The organism is Isoptericola sp. NPDC057653, from assembly GCF_042799955.1.
Taxonomy (GTDB): domain Bacteria; phylum Actinomycetota; class Actinomycetes; order Actinomycetales; family Cellulomonadaceae; genus Isoptericola.
Genome location: NZ_JBHVHP010000001.1, coordinates 51071 through 73083 on the forward strand (window position 1 = coordinate 51071; position 22013 = coordinate 73083).

General features: G+C 74.4%; 16 protein-coding genes. 14 read left to right on the forward strand and 2 right to left on the reverse strand.

The genetic code is table 11. The annotated features are described in order from the left end of the window. The first annotated feature begins 145 nt into the window (after positions 1-145). The 5 genes from hemC to ACFU9A_RS00245 are packed head-to-tail and all read left to right on the forward strand — an operon-like array spanning position 146 to position 4642. The gene (hemC, locus tag ACFU9A_RS00225; RefSeq protein WP_430573245.1) at positions 146-1228 is read left to right on the forward strand and encodes a hydroxymethylbilane synthase; all 1083 of its coding nucleotides are present in this window, start codon (positions 146-148) and stop codon (positions 1226-1228) included. Continuing rightward, complete coding sequence (locus ACFU9A_RS00230) at positions 1225-2115, forward strand: uroporphyrinogen-III synthase (RefSeq protein WP_430573246.1); 891 nt, start codon at positions 1225-1227, stop codon at positions 2113-2115. Before hemC ends, ACFU9A_RS00230 begins: the two co-directional genes overlap by 4 nt. Then, on the forward strand, positions 2112-3116 hold the full coding sequence (gene hemB / locus ACFU9A_RS00235) for a porphobilinogen synthase (protein ID WP_430573247.1): 1005 nt from the start codon (positions 2112-2114) through the stop codon (positions 3114-3116). The genes ACFU9A_RS00230 and hemB overlap by 4 nt, the downstream gene beginning before the upstream one ends. 53 nt (positions 3117-3169) lie before the next feature. Further along, positions 3170-4501 (forward strand): glutamate-1-semialdehyde 2,1-aminomutase, encoded by a 1332-nt coding sequence (hemL, locus tag ACFU9A_RS00240; protein WP_430573248.1) that lies wholly within the window; start codon positions 3170-3172, stop codon positions 4499-4501. A 6-nt stretch (positions 4502-4507) separates the two neighbouring features. After that, positions 4508-4642: a hypothetical protein gene (locus tag ACFU9A_RS00245; RefSeq protein WP_430573249.1), complete on the forward strand. Its 135-nt coding sequence runs from the start codon at positions 4508-4510 to the stop codon at positions 4640-4642. A 23-nt stretch (positions 4643-4665) separates the two neighbouring features. On the opposite strand, the gene ACFU9A_RS00250 is transcribed toward ACFU9A_RS00245, so the two are convergent. Together ACFU9A_RS00250 and ACFU9A_RS00255 are read right to left on the reverse strand one after the other, a co-directional pair. Then, positions 4666-7935, reverse strand: coding sequence for a hypothetical protein (locus ACFU9A_RS00250; RefSeq protein ID WP_430573250.1), 3270 nt, complete (start codon positions 7933-7935; stop codon positions 4666-4668). Positions 7936-8067: 132 nt separating this feature from the next. Beyond that, positions 8068-8625 (reverse strand): TetR/AcrR family transcriptional regulator, encoded by a 558-nt coding sequence (locus ACFU9A_RS00255; RefSeq protein ID WP_430573251.1) that lies wholly within the window; start codon positions 8623-8625, stop codon positions 8068-8070. A gap of 141 nt (positions 8626-8766) precedes the next feature. Between ACFU9A_RS00255 and ACFU9A_RS00260 the strand changes: the two genes are divergently transcribed. From ACFU9A_RS00260 to ACFU9A_RS00300, 9 genes are all read left to right on the forward strand, one after another. Continuing rightward, positions 8767-10599, forward strand: a complete 1833-nt coding sequence (locus ACFU9A_RS00260; protein ID WP_430573252.1) for an ABC transporter ATP-binding protein — start codon at positions 8767-8769, stop codon at positions 10597-10599. Between the two features lie 201 nt (positions 10600-10800). Next, entirely contained in the window at positions 10801-11943 is a 1143-nt protein-coding gene (locus tag ACFU9A_RS00265; protein ID WP_430573253.1) for a LacI family DNA-binding transcriptional regulator, read from the forward strand. 145 nt (positions 11944-12088) lie between these two features. Beyond that, positions 12089-13753, forward strand: a complete 1665-nt coding sequence (locus tag ACFU9A_RS00270; protein WP_430573254.1) for an ABC transporter substrate-binding protein — start codon at positions 12089-12091, stop codon at positions 13751-13753. 96 nt (positions 13754-13849) lie between these two features. Further along, complete coding sequence (locus ACFU9A_RS00275) at positions 13850-14830, forward strand: ABC transporter permease (protein ID WP_430573255.1); 981 nt, start codon at positions 13850-13852, stop codon at positions 14828-14830. Between the two features lie 5 nt (positions 14831-14835). Then, positions 14836-15816 carry an ABC transporter permease gene (locus tag ACFU9A_RS00280; RefSeq protein ID WP_430573256.1) on the forward strand — a complete coding sequence of 327 codons (981 nt, stop codon included), beginning with the start codon at positions 14836-14838 and terminating at the stop codon, positions 15814-15816. Further along, positions 15813-17504 carry an ABC transporter ATP-binding protein gene (locus tag ACFU9A_RS00285; protein ID WP_430573257.1) on the forward strand — a complete coding sequence of 564 codons (1692 nt, stop codon included), beginning with the start codon at positions 15813-15815 and terminating at the stop codon, positions 17502-17504. The genes ACFU9A_RS00280 and ACFU9A_RS00285 overlap by 4 nt, the downstream gene beginning before the upstream one ends. After that, positions 17501-18421 (forward strand): alpha/beta fold hydrolase, encoded by a 921-nt coding sequence (locus ACFU9A_RS00290; RefSeq protein WP_430573258.1) that lies wholly within the window; start codon positions 17501-17503, stop codon positions 18419-18421. The genes ACFU9A_RS00285 and ACFU9A_RS00290 overlap by 4 nt, the downstream gene beginning before the upstream one ends. Before the next feature lie 52 nt (positions 18422-18473). After that, entirely contained in the window at positions 18474-19649 is a 1176-nt protein-coding gene (locus tag ACFU9A_RS00295; RefSeq protein WP_430573259.1) for a glycoside hydrolase family 1 protein, read from the forward strand. Positions 19650-19758: 109 nt separating this feature from the next. Continuing rightward, entirely contained in the window at positions 19759-21999 is a 2241-nt protein-coding gene (locus ACFU9A_RS00300) for a glycoside hydrolase family 3 N-terminal domain-containing protein (protein WP_430573260.1), read from the forward strand. Positions 22000-22013: the final 14 nt, after the last annotated feature.

Below are 22013 nucleotides of genomic sequence, written 5' to 3' on the forward strand. Positions count from 1 at the left end.
CGGCGCTCGTCCCGACAGCTCGGACGGAGCGGTGCTGACGCATCGTCGTGACCGGGCGTCAGGACGACGGCGGGTGCGGTGTGAGATCGGCCTCGGGCCGCCCGAGGGTTGTCCACAGGCCGGGCCGCTGCGCGACACTGGACCGGTGAGCACCCCCGAGACCGCCCCCGCCCCGCTGCGCCTCGGCACCCGCGGCAGCGCCCTCGCCACGACCCAGTCCGGCATGGTCGCGCGCCGGCTGGAGGAGCTGCTCGGCCAGCCCGTCGAGCTGGTCCGGATCCGCACGGAGGGCGACGTGAAGACCGGCTCGCTCGCCTCGCTGGGCGGCACGGGCGTCTTCGTCACCGCGCTGCGGGAGGCCCTGCTCGACGGCCGCTGCGACGTCGCGGTGCACTCGCTCAAGGACCTCCCCACGGCGCAGCCGGACGGGCTGACGGTCGTGACGCCGGAGCGCGAGGACCCGCGCGACGCCCTGTGCGCCCGCGACGGCCGCACCCTCGACACGCTGCCCCGCGGCGCCCGCGTGGGCACGGGGTCGCCGCGCCGGGCGGCGCTGGTGAAGGCCGCCCGCCCCGACGTCGAGCTGGTCGACATCCGCGGGAACGTGGAGACGCGGCTCGCGCGCGCCCTCGGCCCCGACGCCGACCTCGACGCCGTCGTCCTCGCGTACGCCGGGCTGTCCCGCCTGGGCCGCACGGAGGTCGTGACGCACGTGCTCGACCCGGTGGTCGTGGCCCCCGCCCCCGGGCAGGGCGCGCTCGCCGTCGAGGCCCGCAGCGACGACCTGGCGGCGGGCTCCGCGCTGGGCGCGGCGTTCGCCGCGCTCGACCACCGCCCCACGCGGCTCGCCGTGCTCGCCGAGCGCGCCGTGCTCGCGCGGCTCGAGGCCGGCTGCGCCGCGCCGGTCGGCGCGCACGCCCGGGTCGAGGCGGGCGAGCTGCAGCTCACCGCGGTGGTGGCGCGGGTGGACGGCACGGAGCAGCTCACCCACAGCGCGTCCGCGCCGCTCGCGGACGACGCCACCCCCCAGGACCATGCCACCCAGGACGGCACGGCGATCGCGCTCGGCGTCCGCGTGGCCGAGGCGCTGCTCGCCGACGGCGCCGCCCGGCTCGCGCCGCTCGTGGGCGGCGCGGCGGACGTGCCCACCCCGGACGACGTCGCCGCCCGCGCCGACGTCGCGCCGCTGCGCACGCCCACCGGCACCGACGACCCGGAGGGTTCGTGACGGCCGCGCACGACGCAGGACCCGACACCGGGCAGGACACCGGGCAGGACTCCGGGCAGGACTCCGGGCACGACACCGGGCACGCCGTGCTCGTGGCGCGCGCGCCGGAGCGCGGCGCCCCCCTCGCGGCGCTGCTGCGGGCGGCCGGGCACGACGTCGTCGTCGCCCCCGTCATCGAGCGCGCGCCGGCGGACGACCTCGCCGCCCTCGACGACGCCGTCCGCGACCTCGCCCGGGGCGCCTTCGCGTGGACGGTCGTGACCAGCGTCAACGCCGTCGACGCCCTCGCCGCGGCCGCCGGGCGCACCGGGGCCGACCTGGGCGCCGTCCCGACCCGGTGGGCCGCCGTCGGGCCGGCGACCGCCCGCGCCCTCGCCGCCGTGGGCGTCACGACGGACCTCGTGCCCGCCGGCGACGCCACCGCCGCCGGCCTGGTCGCCGCGTTCCCGGCCGCCCCCGGCACCGGCGCCGCCCGCGTCCTCCTGCCCCTCGGCGACCTGGCCCGCCCGACGCTCGAGCGCGGGCTGGCCGGGCGGGGCTGGGCGCCGCGCGTCGTGACCGCCTACCGCACCGTGCACCACGCGCTGCCCGCCGACGTCGCGGACCGCGCCCGGGCCGGGGGCTTCGACCTGGTGGTCGTCTCGTCCGGCTCGGTGGCCCGCGAGATCGCCGCGCAGGCGGGCACCGGCGTCCGCGTCGTCGCCATCGGCGGCCCGTCCGCCGAGGCCGCGCGCGACGCGGGGCTGCGCGTGGTGGCCGTCGCCGACCACCCGACCGACGACGCGCTCGCCGCGGCCGTCGTCTCGGCCCTGCGCTCCCCCGGCACCACCGCGCCCGCCGCCGACCCGACGGCGGGCGTCCCCACCTCCACGAAGGAGCACCCGTGAGCACCTCGGGCATCGTCTACCGCCCGCGCCGCCTGCGCACCACGCCGCGCATGCGGCGGCTGGCCGCCGAGACCCGCCTGCACCCGGCGGACCTCGTGCTGCCGCTGTTCGTCAAGGAGGGCCTCGACGCGCCCGCCCCGATCACGTCGATGCCGGGCCAGGTGCAGCACACCGAGGTCTCGCTGCGCGACGCGGTGGCCGAGGCCGCGCGCGCCGGCGTGGGCGGCGTGATGCTGTTCGGCATCCCCGCCGAGCGGGACGCCACGGGCAGCGCGGGCGACGACCCCGACGGCATCCTGCAGCGCGGCATCCGCGTCGCGCGCGAGGCCGCCGCCGAGGTCGAGGCGGAGACGGGCCGGCCCGGGCCGGTCGTCATGGCCGACACCTGCCTGGACGAGTTCACCGACCACGGCCACTGCGGCGTGCTCACCGCGGACGGCGCGGTCGACAACGACGCGACCCTCGACCGCTACGCGGCGATGGCCGTGGCGCAGGCCCGCGCGGGCGCCGAGGTCGTGGCGCCGTCGGGGATGATGGACGGCCAGGTCGCCGTCCTCCGCGACGCGCTCGACGACGCGGGCTTCACCGACGTCTCCGTGCTCGCCTACAGCGCCAAGTACGCCAGCGCGTTCTACGGCCCGTTCCGCGAGGCCGTGGACAGCGCGCTTCAGGGCGACCGCCGTACCTACCAGATGGACGCCGCCAACTCCCGCGAGGGGCTGCGCGAGGCCGACCTCGACCTGGCCGAGGGCGCCGACATGGTCATGGTGAAGCCCGCCGGCACGTCCCTCGACGTGCTGCGGGGCGTCGCGGACCGGTCGGACGTGCCGGTCGCGGCGTACCAGGTCAGCGGCGAGTACGCCATGATCGAGGCGGCGGCCGCGCACGGCTGGATCGACCGGAAGGGCGCCGTGCTCGAGTCGGTGCTCGCCATCAAGCGCGCCGGCGCGGACGTCATCCTCACCTACTGGGCCGTCGACATCGCCGGCTGGCTGCGCTGACCGCGCGCCGCCCCGGCTCCCCCGCCCGCGAGCACCCCACCGGAAGGACCACGATGACGGACAACCACGCCGCGTTCCTGCGCGCCCAGGCCGCGATCCCCGGGGGCGTGAACTCCCCCGTGCGCGCGTACGGCTCGGTGGGCGGCGACCCGCGGTTCCTCGCGAGCGCCCGCGGCCCCTACGTCACCGACGTCGCGGGGCGCGAGTACGTGGACCTCGTGTGCTCGTGGGGCCCGGCGCTGCTGGGGCACGCGCACCCCGAGGTCGTCGCGGCCGTGCAGGACGCGGCCGCGCGGGGCCTGTCGTTCGGCGCCCCCACCGTGGCCGAGGTGGAGCTCGCGGAGGAGATCCGCCGTCGCGTGCCCGTCGCGGAGCGCGTGCGCCTCGTGTCCACCGGCACCGAGGCGACGATGACGGCGGTCCGGCTCGCGCGCGGCGTGACCGGGCGGCCGCTGGTCGTGAAGTTCGCCGGCTGCTACCACGGCCACGTGGACGCCCTGCTGGCGGAGGCCGGGTCCGGCGTCGCGACGCTCGCGATGCCCGGCACCGCGGGCGTGACGGAGGCGTCGGCGGCCGAGACGCTCGTGCTGCCGTACAACGACCTGGCCGCCGTGGAGGCCACGTTCGACCACCACGGCTCCCGCATCGCCGCGGTCATCACCGAGGCGAGCCCCGCGAACATGGGCGTGGTGCCGCCGGCCGAGGGCTTCAACGAGGGCCTGCGCCGCATCACCCGCGAGCACGGCGCCCTGTTCGTCATGGACGAGGTGCTCACCGGCTTCCGCGTGGGCCCGTCCGGCTGGTGGGGCCTGGAGAACGCCGCGATCCGCGCCGGCGGCGGCGAGGGGTACGCCCCCGACCTGCTGACGTTCGGCAAGGTCGTGGGCGGCGGGATGCCGGTCGCGGGCCTGGGCGGGCCCGCGGCGATCATGGACCAGCTCGCGCCCACCGGACCCGTCTACCAGGCGGGCACGCTGTCCGGGAACCCGGTGGCCGTGGCGGCGGGCCTCACCACGCTGCGCCTGGCCGACGAGGCCGTCTACGCGCGCGTCGACGCCGTCGCCGACACCCTCGCCACGGCGCTCGGGGACGCGCTCTCCGCCGAGGGCGTGGCCCACCGCGTGCAGCGCGCGGGCTCGCTGTTCTCCGTCTTCTTCGGACCGTTCGCCGCGGAGCACGGGGTGCGCGACTACGCGCAGGCGCAAGCCCAGGAGGTCTTCCGCCACCGGGCGCTGTTCCACGCGCTGCTCGACGCCGGCGTGAACCTGCCGCCGTCCGTCTTCGAGGCGTGGTTCGTCTCGGCCGCGCACGACGACGACGCCGTGAACCGCGTCCTCGAGGCCCTGCCCGCCGGCGCCCGCGCCGCCGCCGCGGCGACCGCCTGACCGACGGTGGACGCGACCTCCGCACCCGTCCAGGAGCACGAGCCCGGCGCCGGGCGGTCGGTGCTGCTGGTGATCGACCCGCTCTACCCCGGCCGCCGCCACGGCGTCGCGCCGCACGACCGCGTCGCTCTCGACGGCTGACGCCGCCACGACGGCACGGGCCGTCAGCGGATCACCGTCCACGACCGGAGCTGGGAGGCCCCGGCGGACGACGACCGGAACGAGACCTTTCCGGTGAAGCCGCGAGGAGCCGTCACGATGAACCGCTCCCAGTGCTTCGACGACGCCTTCAGGCGGACCGTGCCGATCTTCGTCGTGCCGGCGTACACGCCCACCGTTCCCGCACGCGGGCCCGTCAGCGCGACGACGGAGACGCCGCGTCCGGCGATCGCCGTCCGTGCCGTGGCGCGGGCGCCGGACCGCGGCAGCTCCACCACCCTGCGCAGGTGCGCCGCGTCCCACGTCACGCGAGCACCGTGGGACGTGGTGACCGAGCCGCTCGCGAACCGCTCCCGGTAGGCGCAGCTCTCCTTCGACCATGACGACGTGTTCCCGACGAGGTCGTGGGCCCGCACGCGGAAGCACGCCTGCCCACCGGCGGGCAGGGCGACCTTGAAGCGGAGGGACGTCCGCGTGGTGACACGGCCGTCCTGGGCCCACGCCCAGGAGCCGAGTGCTCCGTTCGCCGAGGCCCTCCGGACCTGGACGTCGTAGGACGCGACGGCGTCGTCGTCGCTGCCCCGCCACGAGAAGCCCACCGACCCCTCGAACTCGCCCGCACGAGGCGTGGCCGCAGCCGCCGTGATCCTGGGCGCGGTGCCGTCGACATCACCGCACCGCGGCCCCGTCCAGGCGCTGGTGTTCCCCGCGGCGTCCCGCGCGCGAGCCGACACGCAGACCGTCCCGATGCCGACCGTCAGAGTGGCCGACGTCTTCGCCGTCCCCTGCAGCGCGGCGGGATAGGTCCAGGCAGCCGTCGAGCGCCCCGGCTGGGTGACCCGGTACCGGAGGTCGTACGTCGTCGTCGCGACGTCGTCGCGGGCGTGAAGACGGACGTCGAGCGATGCCTTGCCGGACGTCGCCTTCGTCCGGGCGGGCACGCTGGGTACCCGGTCGAACGTCGGTGCGGCGCCGTCCACGCGGCTGCACGCGGTGCTGCTCCAGTCGCCGACGTTGCCCCGGACGTCCCGCGCGCGCACACGGACGCAGACCGAGACCCCGGGGGCGGCCGACACGGTCCACGACGTCCCGCCGGTCGCTGTCGCGACGCGGTCCCAGGAGCCGTAGGACGTCCCGCCGGGTGCGGTGCGACGGAGCTCGACGTCGGAGGATGCGACGCCCGTCGGGGCGAAGGGCTGCGTGCCCAGGTCGTCGGCGGTCCAGCGCACCGTCAGGGTGCCCGTCGGAGCGGTCGCCGGGCCGGTGGTCAGGGTGTGCACGCGGGGCGCCGCGGAGTCGGTCTCGATCGTCGTCGCCGGCTCGGGCACCCAGTCGGGGGTCGCCGTGCGCACCTGCCGCGTGGTGTCGAGGAAGGCGATCGTCCGTCCGCTGTCGTCGACGTCCACGACCGGCTCCGGCGGTGAGTAGAGGGAATGCATGGGGCCCACGTCCCGCGAGACGCCCGACCCGTCCAGTGCGGTCACCGTGACGACACGCGGACCGCCGCCGGCCGCGCGAACGGACGACACCACGAAACCGTCGCCCAGGGCCAGGTCCTCCGAAGCCGGCACGCCCTGCGGGGCGTAGACGCCCAGGGAGTCGACGACCCGGACGTCGTCGCCGCAGCGGACGAGGAGCCAGCGGCCGCGGGCGTCCAGGCCGGGGGGCTGGGCGCAGGCGGCCCCGATCGTCGTGGTGGAGCGTCCTCCGGTGCGGAGGTCGAGGGACTCCGCCGTACCGGACCGCGGCGCCAGCGTCCAGAGGACGGAGCTGTCGAGGGCCGCGGCGGAGTCCTCCGGCACGACGGCGAGCTGCCGCCCCGACCTCGCGTCCTCGACGACGGTCTCGTAGCCCCCCGTCGGGGTCGAGCGCAGGACGAGCACCTGGTCGCCCCCGTGCCCGAGCCCCGTCGGCGTGTGCGAGAGCCGACGCGAGCCGCCGGGCCACACGACCATCGGGCCGCGACGACCGTCCGCGTCGACGGCGTCGCGCAGGAGCACCGTCTCCCCGGCGGCGTCGACGAGCTCGCCGTCCTGCACGCCTACGCCGGGTCGGACGGGGTCCCACGCGTCGTCGGCCGCCCTGCGGTGCTGCCACAGCGACGCGTCGCTGCGCTCGGAGTATCCGGCCGGCTGCGTCACGTCCGCGACGACGAGGTCGTCGGAGATCGCGAGCACGGTCACCGACGCGGGTTTCGCGGGAAGCTCGAAGGCGGCGCTACCCGAGCTGAAGTCCTTCGTCGCCACGACCTGCCCCGACGTCCCGTTCGTGGCGACGTAGACGTACGCGTCACTGCCCAGCACGGGCCGCCCCTCGGGGTGGATCGGGAGATCGTCGCCGAGGACCGCCTCGGCCGCGACCGTCAGCGGGCGCACCGTGGCAGGGCTGCCGCGGAAGGCGTAGAGGGTGTCCCCGACGGCGTGCAGCGCGTCGGGCCACGACCACGACGGGAAGTACGGGTCGGTGCCCGCGAACGGCACGGACCCCGTGCTCCGGCCGTCTGTGGTCGCCCACCGCAGCTCGGCCGTCGCGACCCAGTACAGGCGGTCGCCGAGCACGGCGCTCGGGCCGAAGTCGGCACCGGGGAGCACGATCGTGGCTGTGGCGTCGGCGAGCGTCACGCGGCGCAGCGACCCGAACGACGTGGCCGCGAGGAACAGCGCGTCCGTGTCGCGGTACACCACGCGGTTGCGCTCGGCCGCGATCGGCGCACCCGTCGTCGCGTCCATGACGGTGCGCCGGTCGCCGTCGGGCCCGAGGAGGACGACGGTCCCGTCCGACACCGGGATCCCGGTCCGCACCACGAGGCCGCCACGGCGCGCATCGAGCACCTGGTCGTTTGCCTCGAGGGGCACGGTCCACAGGACGTGCCCGTCGCCGAGGCCTTCCGCCCGCACCGCGCCGGCACCGTTGCGGAAGACCGCTCCGTCCGCGAATGTCAGCGCGTCCGACCCGATGACGACCTGACGGAGCAGGGTCCCGTCGTCGCGGCGCCGGACGTCCCAGGCGGGGCCGCGCACCTCGTCGGTGGGCGCCGCGCGGATCACGACCACCTCCGAGTCGGCGTAGGCCAGTGCCCCGGTCGCCTGGAGGTCCGCTTCCAGGACGGGGAGAGCGTCCCCGGATGTCGTGGCCGGGGCCGCGGCCGACGACGGCGCGGCCGCAGGCTCGACCGGCGCGGCGATCGCCCCCGGAGAGCCGAGCAGCATGGCGAGGACGACGCCGAGGCCGGTCGCCGAGTGGAGGAGGCGCCGGTCGGCGTGACGTGTTCTCAAGTTTCTGGCCCGTCGGTCGAGGTGGGTGACGGGAGATTAGTGAGGAACGTCGGCCGTGGGCCAGCCGGCGGCGGGTGAAATCTGGTCACGCCTCTCGGATCGGGCGGTCGCGGCGACGGCCGACCCCGAGGGTCAGGGCGCGAGCGCCTTGTCGACGGTGCGCATGAGCTGCTGCACGACGTCGTGGCGGGACTCGCGGCCCTCGCGCAGGGTCTCCCAGGCCAGGTAGAGCTGCGCCCAGAGGGTGCCGATCACCCACTGCGGGCTGAGCTCGGGGTCGATGCTGCCGTCGGTCCGCCCGCGCGCGACGAGCGCCACCACGGGGTCGTCGACGCCGCCGTCGACGGCGGACTCGGGGACGACCTCCGTGAACAGCAGCGTGAGCAGGTCGCCGAGGAGCAGGTACTCCGGGCAGAGCCGGCGCAGCGCCTCGCGCGCGGTGCCGTCGGAGAGCCGGGCGCGGTCGTGCGCCTCCTGGAGCCGGGCCGCGGTCTCGGCGCCCACGGCCTCGAGCAGGTCGCCGCGCTCGGGGAAGTACCGGTGCAGCGTGGTGCGCCCGACGCCCGCGGCGTCGGCGATCTGGCCGAGGGCGGCGCCCGGGTCGCGCGCGAGCTGGGCGACCGCCGCCTCGACGATCGCGCGCCGGGTGCGCGCGCGGGCCCCGGTCTCGACGTCCTGCACCTCCGCCATGGCCGGAACGCTACACGACGGAATGGAATAGTGGTTGACCGAATTGGAACAGTCATGTTCCACTCTGGGGACTGGCCGATCCGACGACCAATCGTCAACCAGGGTTGACGAAGCCGAGGAGTGTCAACCATGGTTGACAGCATGACCGCGACCGAGCCCGACGCCGCCGACACCGACTCCCCCGCCCCGACCCCCGAGCGCTCCGGCCGCGAGCGCCTGCGCATCCTGCTCACGTTCGTGCGCCCGCACCGCCGCACCCTCGGGCTCGGCCTGCTCCTCGGGCTGGCGGCCACGGCGATGAGCCTCGCCACCCCGATGGTCACCAAGTGGGTGCTCGACACGCTGTCCTCGGGCGCGTCGTTGAGCGGGCCGGTGACCTGGCTCGTCGCGCTGATGCTCGTGGGGTCCGTCGTGGGCCTGTTCCAGTGGATCCTGCTGGGCCGCCTGGCCGAGGACGTCGTCTACGAGGCCCGCGAGTCCATCGTGCGGCGGTACCTGCGGGCCCGGGTCGGGGCGATCACGTCCCGGCCCGCGGGCGAGCTGGTCACCCGCGTCACCTCGGACACCCTGCTGCTGCGCGAGGCGACGTCGAACAGCCTGGTCAGCCTGGTCAACGGCTTCATCTCGCTGGTCGGCACGCTCGTGCTGATGGCGGTGCTCGACCTCGTGCTGCTCGCCTCCACCGTCGCGGCGATCGTCGTGGTGGCGGTCGCGATGGCGCTGCTGCTACCGGGCATCGGCAAGGCACAGCACCGCACCCAGGAGGCGGTGGGCCGCCTGGGCGGCGCCGTCGAGGGCGCGGTGCGGGCGGTCCGCACCGTGAAGGCGAGCGGCGCCGAGGAGCGCCAGAGCCGGACGATCCTCGCCGACGCGCGCGACGCCCGCCGGCACGCCGTCACCGCCGTGCGCACCGAGGCCGTCGCCTGGACCGTGTCGTGGGGCGGCATCCAGCTCGCCATCATCGTCATCCTGGGGCTGGGCGCCTGGCGGGTCTCGCAGGACCTGCTCGCCGTCTCCGGCCTGGTCGCCTTCCTGCTCTACGCCTTCAACATCGTGGGCCCGATCACCGAGCTCACCCAGGCGTTCACCACCCTGCAGTCGGGACTGGCCGCCGCCGAGCGGATCCGCGAGGTCGGGACGATGGAGCTCGAGGAGGACGACGAGGCACCGCGCGCCGCCGCGCCGCCCGCACGCGCCGCGGGCGGGCAGGCCGCGGGCGGCCCCGTCCTCGTGCTCGACGACGTCACCGCCGGGTACACGGCCGACACCCCGGTGGTGCACGGCGTCTCGCTGGAGGTGCCGCGGCGCGGCCACGTCGCGCTCGTCGGCCCGTCCGGCGCGGGCAAGACGACCGTGCTCGCCCTGCTGCTGCGCTTCCTGGAGCCGGACTCCGGCGAGCTCCGGCTCGACGGCGTGCCGTACCCGGCCCTCAGCCACGCCGAGGTGCGCGCCCGCTTCGCGTACGTGGAGCAGGAGACACCCGTCGTGCCGGGCACCATCCGCGAGAACCTGCTGTTCAGCCGCCCCGAGGCCACCGACGAGGAGGTGCGCGCGGTGCTCGAGGCGGTGCGGCTCGCCGCCGACCTGGACGCCCTGCCCGACGGCCTGGACACCTCGCTGGTGTCCTCCGCCGTCTCCGGCGGGCAGCGGCAGCGCATCGCCCTCGCCCGGGCGCTGCTCAAGCGGCCGGACGTGCTGCTGCTCGACGAGGCGACGTCCCAGGTGGACGGCCTCACCGAGGCCGCCATCCACGACGCCATCCGCGCCCACACCCGGCACGGCGCCGTCGTGACGGTGGCCCACCGGCTGTCCACGGTGCTCGACGCGGACCGGATCCTCGTGCTGGAGGCGGGGCGCGTGCGCGCCGCCGGCACGCACGAGGAGCTGTACGCCTCGGACGAGCTGTACCGCGACCTGGTCGCCGCGCTGCGCATCGCCGTCGACGACCCGGAGACTTCCGCCGCGCACGCCTGACCCGAAGGTCGCCTTCGAGCACCCGATCCGTGTCGCCACACAGAGGAATGGCGACACGGATCCCGTGCTCGAAGGGTTCCAGGGCGAGGTGCGACCCCGGGCGGCATGCCGCGGACCTGCCGCGATGCGCAGATGTATGCGCTATCACTATCGTGGGACCGCTCGCACGGCCGTGCGGGCGATGCATGCGGTCAAGGAGTGATGGTGGCGAAGGCCCCCACGGTGTACGACGTCGCGCAGCGCGCAGGGGTCTCGATCGCGACGGTCTCGCGGGTGCTGCGGCGCCCCGACGACGTGCGCGAGCGCACCCGCACGGTGGTGCACGAGGCGATCCGCGAGCTGGGGTACGTGCCGTCCGGCGCGGCCCGCGGCCTCGCCGCGCGCTCGACCGGCGTGCTGGGCCTGTGCTTCCCCGACGTCGACGGCATCGACGAGATCGCCGACCTGCCCGACCCGGTCCGCGTGGGCGAGTCGGTCGAGGTGGTGCGCGACGTCGGCGGCCCGGTCACGGCGCGGTGGAGCAACCTGTACCTCGGCGAGGTGATGCGCGGCGCCGAGCTGGAGGCGTGGCGCACCGGGCACGCGGTGATGATCGGCGTGGCCCGCGGGCTGCGTCGCGCGGAGGCGGTCAACGAGCTCGCCGGGCGGGTGGACGGCCTGGCGGTGCTCGCGAAGTCCGTGCCCGACGACCTGCTGGCCCACATCGCCCGCCGGGTGCCGGTGGTCGTGATGGCCGGACCGCCGCAGGACGACGCCTACGACCACATCTCGGTGGACAACCGCGCGGGCACGCGGGCCCTCGTCGACCACCTGATCGCCGACCACGGCATCCGCGACCTCGCGTTCGTGGGCGGCCCCTTCGACTCCCCCGACGCCCACGAGCGGTTCCAGGGGTTCCGCGACGCGCTCGCCGCGGCCGGCCTGCCGGTGCCCGACGAGCCGGCGGCGCGCAGCGACTTCACGCGCGACGGGGCGCGCACGCTCGCCCGGCGGATGCTCGAGACCCACGTCACCGGCCGGGGCGGCGGTGCCGGCGGCGTGACGGGCGGCGCGCTCCCCCGCGCGCTGGTCTGCTCGAACGACCAGACCGCGCTGGGCTTCCTCGACGTGCTGACCGAGGCGGGCGTCGACGTGCCGGGGGACGTGGTCCTCACCGGGTTCGACGGCATCGACGCGACGCAGGCCTCCATCCCCCGGCTCACGACGGTGAGCCAGCCGATGGTCGAGCTGGGGCGTGCGGCGGTGGAGCTGCTGCGTTCGCGGCTCGCGGACCCGGGCTCGCCGGCGGCCACGGTGAACCTCCCCGTGCGGGTGCTCCTGCGCGAGAGCTGCGGCTGCCACTGATGCCCTCCAGGCGCCTGGCCTCGGGGTTTGCCCGGCGGTTTGGTGCCTCGAAATGTATGCGCATACACTCCCCAGGACGGCGCACGCCGACCAGGCGTGCACGGGCCCTCGCAGGAGAGGCCTCGACGAAGAGGAGTGGATGTCCATGACGCGCACAGCGCGCTCGGGGCGGCGTCTGGCCGCAGTTGCGGCCACCGTCGCGGTGCTGGCCACGGCGGCCTGCTCGGCACCGGTGCAGAACAAGGGGGACGACGGCGCCACCGGCGGCAGCGCGACGTCCATGCTCATCGCGGCGGACAACGGCTCCCCCACGTTCGACCGGAACTTCAACCCGTACTCGTCCGGCAAGCGCAACACGACGACGTACATGTACGAGCCGCTGGTCATCATCAACGAGATGAGCGGCGAGGAGACCCCCTGGCTGAGCACGGGCTACGAGCAGCCGGACGCCAAGACCGTCGTCTTCACCATGCGTGACGGCGTGAAGTGGTCCGACGGCGAGCCGCTCACCGCCGAGGACGTGAGGTACTCCTTCGACCTCGTCAAGAAGCACCCCGAGATGGACCTCAAGGGCGTCTGGTCCCACCTGAAGTCCGTCGAGGTCGACGGCACCAAGGTCGTCGCCCACCTGCAGACCGACGACGTCCCCGCCGCGAAGATCATCGCGCAGCAGCTGATCGTCCCCGAGCACGTCTGGAAGGACGTCAAGGACCCGGTCACCTGGACCAACGAGGAGCCCGTCGGCTCCGGCCCGTACACCCTCGGCGAGTTCACGCCCAACCAGTACACGCTCAAGAAGAACGAGACGTACTGGCAGGCCGACAAGGTCGCCGTCCCGGAGCTCGTGCAGCCCGCCGCCAACTCCGAGCTGGACATCGTCAACAACGGCTACGACTGGGCCTACGCGTTCATGAGCGACGTCGAGGACACCTGGGTCAAGGCCGACCCCGAGAACAACACCTACTGGTTCCCGGCCGGCGCGGCGATCTCGCTGATCCCGAACATGACGAAGGCGCCGTACGACGACGTCAACTTCCGCACCGGCGTCGCCTACGCCCTCGACAAGCAGGTCATCGCCGACAAGGCCGAGCAGGGCTACGTCGGCAAGGCCAGCCAGACCGGCCTCATGCTGCCCAACCAGGGCGGGATCCTCGACGAGTCGATCCCGAACCAGGGCTACATCGACCAGGACGAGGCCAAGGCCCTCGAGTACTTCGAGAAGGCCGGCTACACCAAGAAGGGCGCCCAGCTCGTCGACTCCGCGGGCAAGCCGCTGAAGATCACGATCACCACCCCGAACGGCTGGTCCGACTGGCTGCAGGGCGTGGAGCAGGTCAAGGGCCAGCTCACCAAGATCGGCATCGACGTCACCGTCGTGCAGCCGCAGCCCGCGGCCTACCAGAAGGAGCTCCGCTCGGGCGACTTCGACATGATCATGGGCACCGTCGGCGGCTCCGGCCAGCCGTACCAGGACTACAACGGCCTCATGGGCTCCGAGTTCCGCCTGCCCGTCGGCAAGACGGCGGCCGGCAACTTCGGCCGGTTCGAGTCGAAGGAGGCCGACGCCGCCCTCGCCGAGCTGAAGTCGACCACCGACGAGGCGAAGCAGCTCGAGCTCACGCACCAGCTGGAGCAGATCACGTACGAGCAGCTGCCCATGATCGCCCTCTTCTACGGCGGCTCGTGGGGCCTGTTCTCGAACAAGAACTTCACCGGCTGGCCCAGCGAGGACGACCCCTACGCCTCCCCGAAGACGTGGGACTCCACCCCGCTGCTGATCCTCACGCACCTCAAGCCCGCCCAGGGCTGACCCCCCGCCGCCCGGCGCCCCCTGCCACGGGGCGCGCCGGGCGGCGCCCCCGCACGACCGCACACCGACCGACCGACCACCGACCCGGAGGCACCGTTGCGCTACGCGCTCCGCAAGCTCGGCCTGCTGGTCCTCACGCTGTGGGCGGCGGTGACGCTGAACTTCGTCATCCCGCGCCTCATGCCCGGCTCGCCCGCCGACGCGGCCATCGCCAAGCTCGCACAGAACGGCCCCGTGACGCCGTCGGTGCAGGCGGCGATCGAGGCCCAGCTGGGCGTCCCCGGCGGCAGCATCTGGGACCAGTACGTCCAGTACCTCAACAACGTCATCCACCTCGACTTCGGGGTGTCGTACACCTTCTTCCCGCAGCAGGTCTCCGAGCTCGTCGCCGGCGCCCTGCCCTGGACGCTGATCATGGTGGGCGCGGTGACCGTCATCGCGTTCGTGCTCGGCACGCTCATCGGCATCGGCGCCGCGTGGAAGCGCGGCACCTGGATGGACTCGCTGCCCACCGTGGGCGGCAGCTTCCTCTCCGCGTTCCCCTACTTCTGGACCGCGCTCCTCATCGTCTTCTTCCTGGGCTACGTGCTCGGCTGGTTCCCCACCTCGGGCGCCTACTCCGCCACCGCGGTGCCGAACCTGTCCTGGGAGTTCATCGGCGACGTGCTGTACCACGCCGCCCTGCCCGCGGCCACGATCCTCATCACGTCGCTCGGCGGGTGGATCCTCGGCATGCGCAACACGATGATCAACACCCTCGGCGACGACTACGTGACCTTCGCCGAGGCGAACGGCCTGCGCGGCCGCACGGTCGCCATCCGCTACGCCGCCCGCAACGCGATCCTGCCGAACCTCACCGGCTTCGGCATGGCGCTCGGCGGCGTCGTCGGCGGCTCGCTGCTGGTCGAGCAGGTGTTCGGATACCCCGGCGTCGGCTACCTGCTGTTCAACGCCGTCACCAACCAGGACTTCCCGCTGATGCAGGCGCTCTTCCTCATGATCACCGTGAGCGTGCTGCTCGCGAACTTCCTGGTGGAGATCCTCTACGGCGTCCTCGACCCCCGAACGAGGCGGTGACCCCGATGGCTGACACTGCTGCTGACCCGACCACCTCCGTGTCCTACGAGACGGCGGACCCCGAGGCCCCGGCCCCCGAGTCCGTGCAGGGCCCCTCCCGGCCCGCCCGCACCCGCCTCGGCCGCACCGCCCAGGTGCTCGGCCGCGCGTTCGCGACCGTCTGGGCGAACCCGAAGGCCCGCGTGGGCCTCGTCCTGCTGGGCCTGTTCGTGCTCATGGCGGTCTTCGCGCCCCTGCTCGCCCCGTACTCGCCGCACGACGACTCGTTCGCCCGCAACGAGCCCGGCAGCGCCGCGCACTGGCTCGGCACCACCGGCGCCGGCGAGGACGTGCTGTCCCAGGTGATCTACGGCGCCCGCGTCTCCCTGCTCGTCGGCTTCGTCGCCGGCGGCCTGTCGACGCTCGTCGCCGTCGCCATCGGCCTGTCGTGGGGCTACCTGCGCGGCTGGGGCAACGACGTCGTCAACTTCCTCGTCAACCTGTTCCTCGTGATGCCGGGCCTGCCGCTGATGATCATCATCGCGGCGTACCTGCAGAACGGCGGGCTGCCGATGATCATCCTGGTCGTCGTCATCACCGGCTGGGCGTGGGGCGCCCGCGTGCTGCGCTCGCAGACGCAGTCCCTGCGCTCGCGCGACTTCGTCACCGCCGCGATCTTCTCCGGCGAGAGCTCCACGCGCGTCATCTTCCGCGAGATCCTGCCGAACATGACCTCGATGATCGCGGGGTCGTTCTTCGGCGCCGCGACGTCGGCCGTGCTCGCCGAGTCGGGCCTGTCGTTCCTCGGCCTGGGCGACATGGCCACCGTGTCCTGGGGCTCGATGATCTTCTGGGCCCAGAACTCGATGGCCATCCTCACCGGCCAGTGGGTCCTGCTGTTCGCCCCCGGTCTGTGCATCGCGCTGCTGGCGACCTCCATGACCCTCGTGAACTTCGGCGTCGACGGGTTGAGCAACCCGCGCCTGCGGGAAGGGACCGGCCGATGAGCCTGCTCGAGATCCAGGACCTGTCCGTCGTCTACGAGCCCCGCGGGGCCGTCCCGACGCACGCCGTCAAGAACGCGAACCTCACCCTCGAGCAGGGCGAGTTCGTGGGCCTGGTCGGCGAGTCCGGCTCCGGCAAGTCGACGCTCGGCTTCGCCGTCACCCGCCTCGCCAAGGCGCCGGCGCGCATCTCCGGCGGCCGCATCGTGTTCGACGGCACCGACATCGCGCACCTGGACGCCGAGGAGCTGCGCGTGCAGCGCCGCGGCGGGTTCGCCATGGTGCTCCAGTCGGGCATGAACGCCCTCAACCCGGTGCGCACCATCGCGCACCACTTCGGCGACATCTTCGCCGCGCACGGGCACGTCCCGAAGGGCAAGCGCCGCCAGCGCGCCGTCGAGCTGCTCGACAAGGTGCAGCTGCCGTCCGGCGTGCTCGACCGCTACCCCGGCGAGCTGTCCGGCGGCATGCGCCAGCGCGTCTCCATCGCGCTGGCCTTGTCGCTCGAGCCGCGGCTCATGGTGTTCGACGAGCCCACCACCGCGCTCGACGTGCTCGTGCAGCACGCCGTCATGGACACCATCCGCGAGCTGCAGGCCGCGGAGGGCTTCACGGCCGTGCTCATCTCGCACGACCTGGGCGTGGTGCTGGAGTCCGCCGAGCGCGTCGTCGTCATGCACGACGGCGAGATCGTCGAGGACGGCGCCTCCCGCCAGATCTTCGAGGCGCCCGCGCACCCGTACACGCAGATGCTGCTGAGCCACTACGCCGACCCGCGGGCCGAGGTCGTGGAGCTGCCCGGCTTCGAGCGCAAGGCGCCGCAGGACCGCACCGGGCGGGACGGCGAGCGGGACGGCGCGGCCCACCTCGAGCGCGCCGCCGCCCACGACGCGATCGTCGTCGACCACGTGTCGAAGGTGTACCCGCCGCCGCGCCGCGGCGAGACGGCGGTCACCGCCGTCGACGACGTGTCGTTCCGCCTGGAGCCGGGCGCCGCGATGGCGCTGGTGGGCCAGTCCGGCTCCGGCAAGTCGACCATCGCCAAGATGGTCACCGGCGTGGAGCGCCCGACGTCGGGCACCGTGACGTTCGGCGACCTGCGGGTCGACCGGCTGCGCCGCCGCCGGCTCAAGACGCTGCACGCCGACGTCCAGATGGTCTTCCAGGACCCGTACTCGGCGCTCAACCCGCTGCACACCGTCGAGTACACCCTCACCCGCCCGGTGGAGAACTTCACCGGGCTCAAGGGCGAGGCCGCGCGCGAGCGCGTGCTGGAGCTCCTCGAGACCGTGGGCCTCACGCCCGTCGAGCAGTACGCGGCCAAGCTGCCGCACCAGCTCTCCGGCGGTCAGCGCCAGCGCGTCGTCATCGCGCGCGCCCTGGCCTCCGACCCGCAGGTGCTCATCGCCGACGAGCCCGTCTCCATGCTCGACGTGTCGCTGCGCGCCGGCGTGCTCGGCCTGCTCGAGGACCTGCGCGCCGACCTCGGCGTCTCGCTGCTGTACATCACGCACGACCTGCTGTCGGCGCGCGTCGTGACCGACCAGATCATGGTGCTGCACCACGGCAAGGTCGTGGAGTCCGGCGGCACCACGCAGGTGCTGCGCTTCCCCGAGGACGCGTACACGACCCAGCTGCTCGACGCGATCCCGCAGCCGGCGCGCCGGTTCGCGGACGGTGCGGCGTCGTGACCCCCGTGTCCGCCGCGGCGGTCCGCGCGGGCGCGCCGTTCTCGGTGCTGCCGCTGCCGGACGGCGTCGAGCCGCTGGTGCTCGACGTGCCGGTGGGCCCGCTCACCGCGCTGCGGTCGGTCGTGCCCGCCGGGGTGGAGCGCCGCGCGGTGGCCCTGCTCGTGCCCGGGTTCACCGGGTCGCGGGAGGACCACCGGCTGCTGCTGCCGCTGCTGGCGGAGCGCGGCGTCGAGGCGTGGACGTACTCCCAGCGCGGGCAGGCCGACTCGGCCGCCCCGCGCGGGGTGGGCGCCTACCGTCGCGACGACTTCACCGGCGACGCGCTCGACGTCGCCGCCGTCGTGAGCGCGGCCGCCGGCATCCCGGCCGGCGACCTGCACCTGCTGGGGCACAGCTTCGGCGGCACCGTCGCGGCGGCCACCGCCGCCCGGGACGCCGCGCCGTTCGCCAGCCTCACGATGCTCTGCTCGGGCCCGCACGGCTGGCCCGGGCGCAAGGACGCCGAGCGCGACCGGCTGCTCGCCGCCGCCGGGCTGGTCGACCTGTGGACCCTCGACAACCCCGGGCTCGCCCGACGGCTGGCCGAGGACCCGCGGGAGCTGGCCGGCCTCGACGCCGACGCCCGCTTCCACCGCGACCGCTCGGTCGCGACCAGCACGGACAACCTGCTGGGCGCCATCGACGTGCTCGCCGACGTCCGCGACGTCACGCCCGACCTGGCCGCCACCGGACTGCCGGTGCTGGTCGCGCACGGCGTGGACGACGCCGCCTGGCCGCAGCCGTGGCAGCGCGCCATGGCCGAGCGGCTCGGCGCCCGGTACGCCGTGGTCGACGACGCCGGGCACCTGCCCAACGTCGAGAACCCCGCGGCCACCGCGGACCTGCTCGCCGACTTCTGGACCACCACCTCGCGCTGAGCCGCCGCGCTCGCGCCCCCGAACACCGCACCATCGACGTAAGGACCACCCCGTGCTGCACTTCCCCGAGGGCTTCCGCTGGGGCGCCGCCACCGCGGCCCACCAGATCGAGGGCAACAACATCAACAGCGACTGGTGGGTGCGCGAGCACGCTACCGGCACCTCGATCGTCGAGCCCAGCGGCGACGCCGCCGACAGCTACCACCGCTACCGCGAGGACATGCAGCTCCTGCGCGACGCGGGCCTCGACACCTACCGCTTCTCCATCGAGTGGGCGCGGATCGAGCCCGAGGAGGGCTTCGTCTCCCGCGCCGAGGTCGCGCACTACCGCCGCATGGTGGAGACCGCGCTCGAGCTCGGCCTCACCCCGATGGTCACGCTGATGCACTTCACCGTGCCCCGCTGGTTCTACGACGAGGGCATGTGGCGCTCGCCCAAGGCCGCGGACCGCTTCGCCCGCTTCACCGAGCTCGCGCTGCCGATCCTCGGGGACGACGTCGACTACGTCTGCACCATCAACGAGCCCAACATCGCGGCGATGATCGCCGGCGGCGAGGACCCCGCCAACCTGGTGGCCTACGGCCTGCCCGCCCCCGACCTGCAGGTCGCGGACGCGCTGCTGGACTCCCACCGGCGCTCGCGCGAGATCCTCTCCGGCGTCGGCGGCATCAACTCCGGCTGGACCGTCGCGACCCAGGACTTCCAGCCCGAGCCGGGCTGCGAGGACGTGGCGCACGAGTACGGCTACCAGCGCGACGACTGGTACCTCGAGGCCGCCCGCGGCGACGACTGGGTGGGCGTCCAGGCCTACACCCGCACGATCATCGGCCCCGACGGCCCCCGCCAGGTGCCCGACGGCGTCGAGACCACGCTCACCGGCTGGGAGTTCTACCCGCTGGCCCTGGAGCACGGCGTCCGCGCCGCGTGGGAGAAGACCGAGGGCGTGCCGGTGTTCGTCACCGAGAACGGCATCGCCACGCAGGACGACGCCCGCCGCGTCGACTACACCGAGGGCGCGCTGGCCGGCCTGCACGCGGCGATCCAGGACGGCGTCGACGTCCGCGGCTACCTGCACTGGAGCCTGCTGGACAACTACGAGTGGGCCTCCGGCTACCGCCCGACCTTCGGCCTGGTCGAGTTCGACAAGGAGACCTTCGAGCGCCGCCCGAAGCCGTCCCTCGGCTGGCTCGGCTCCGTCGCCCGGGCGAACGGCCTCGCCGTCCGCTGACCCCTCCGCGAGATCGAGGTACCCGCCGCGGGGTCGACCCACTGAAGGTCGATCTCGACGCGGGTACCTCGATCTCGCGGGTTCTGCACCGATCGAGGACCGTGAACCCATGACCGACCTGCCCTACCTCGACCCGTCCCTGTCCCCGGCCGAGCGGGTCGAGGACCTGCTGAGCCGCATGACCCTGCCCGAGAAGGTGGGGCAGATGCTGCAGCTCAACGCGATGGACGACCTCGAGGACATCGTCGTGGGCCGGCTGGCCGGCTCGATCCTGCACGCCTCGCCCCAGCGGGTGGTGGAGGCGATCGAGCTCGCGCGCGGCACCCGCCTCGGCGTCCCGCTGCTGGTGGCGGACGACGCGATCCACGGGCACGGCTTCTTCCCCGGCGCGACGGTCTTCCCCAGCCAGCTGGGGATGGCGGCCACGTGGGACCTGGACCTCGTGGAGCGCGGGGCGCGGGCGACGGCGGTCGAGGCCGCCGCGACGGGCCTGCACTGGACGTTCTCCCCCGTGCTGTGCGCGACGCGCGACCTGCGCTGGGGCCGCGTCAACGAGACGTTCGGCGAGGACCCGTTCCTCATCGGCGAGATGGGCGCCGCGATGGTGCGCGGCTACCAGGGCGACGGGCTCACGGACCCGACGGCGGTGCTCGCCACCGCGAAGCACTTCGCCGGCTACTCCGAGACGCAGGGCGGCCGCGACGCCACCGAGGCCGACCTCACGCCCCGCAAGCTGCGCTCGTGGTTCCTGCCGCCGTTCGAGCGCGTCGTCCGCGAGGGCGTGCGCACCGTGATGATCGGCTACCAGGCCATCGACGGCGTGCCCATCACGACGAGCCGCTGGCTGCTGCAGGGCGTGCTCAAGGACGAGTGGGGCTTCGACGGCACCCTCGTCACCGACTGGGACAACGTCGGCCGCATGGTGTGGGAGCAGTTCGTCAGCCCCGACCACGCCCACGCGTCCGCGGCCGCCGTCGGCGCCGGGAACGACGTCGTCATGGCGACGCCCAAGTTCTTCGAGGGCGCGCAGGAGGCCGTCGCCGACGGCCGGATCGACGTGGCGCGGATCGACGACGCGGTGCGGCGCATCCTGCGCCTCAAGGTGGACCTCGGCCTGTTCGAGGACCCGCGCGCGCCGGTCGCCGAGCGCATCGAGGCCGTCGTCGGCTCGGCCGAGCACCGCGACCTCGCCCTCGACGTCGCGCGCGGCTCCCTCGTGCTGCTGGAGAACGACGGCACCCTGCCGCTCGACCCCGCCCGCCCGCACCGCGTCGCCGTCGTCGGGCCGAACGCCGACGACCCGCACGCGCAGCTCGGCGACTGGGCCGGCGCGTCGGGCCAGGTGAGCTGGATCCGCGACGGGCACCCGCGCGAGCTGACGGAGACGGTGCTGGACGGCCTGCGCGCCGTCGCGCCGGACTCGTGGGAGGTCACGTACGCCCGCGGCGCGGACGTCGTGGAGCTGGGCCCCGACCCGGACGGCACGCACTACCCCGACGGGCAGCCCCGGCCGCCGGCCGCGCTGCCCGCGCCGTCCGACCCCGCCCTGCTCGCCGAGGCGGAGGACGCGGCGCGCGCCGCGGACGTCGTCGTCGCCGTGCTGGGCGACGAGGTCGCGCTGGCCGGCGAGGGCAAGTCCACCGCGACCCTGGAGCTGCAGGGCGGCCAGGTGGAGCTGCTGGAGCGGCTGGTGGCGACGGGCACGCCCGTCGTCGTCGTGCTGGTCGCGTCCAAGCCGCACGTGCTGCCCGCGGCCGTGGGCCGCGCCGCCGCCCTCGTGCACGCCGCCAACCCGGGCATGCGCGGCGGCCGGGCCGTGGCCGAGCTGCTGCTCGGGCTGATCGAGCCGACCGGCCGCCTGCCGCTCTCGTACGCCCTGCACGCCGGCCAGCAGCCGGTGTTCTACCACCAGGTGCGCGGCCAGCACGGCACCCGGTACGCCGACCTCACGCAGCGCCCGCCGTACGTCTTCGGCGAGGGCCGGTCGTACACGACCGTCACGTACTCCGGGCTCGAGCTGGACGCCGCCGACGTCGCGGCCGACGGCGTCGTGCGCGGCCGCGTCACGGTGGCGAACACGGGCAGCCGCCCCGCCGTCGAGACCGTGCAGGTGTACGTGAGCGACCGCGTCACCTCGGTGACCTGGGCGGACCGCGAGCTGAAGACCTTCCGCCGCGTGCCGCTGGCGCCCGGCGAGAGCGTCGTCGTCGAGGTCGAGGTGCCCGCCGCCGCCTGCACCATCGTCGACGCCGACGGCCGCCGCGTCGTCGAGCCCGGCGAGTTCGAGCTGCTCGTCGGCCCCAGCTCGCGTCGTGACGACCTGCTGGCCGCGCCCTTCCGCATCGGCTGAGCCGGCCGCCGTGA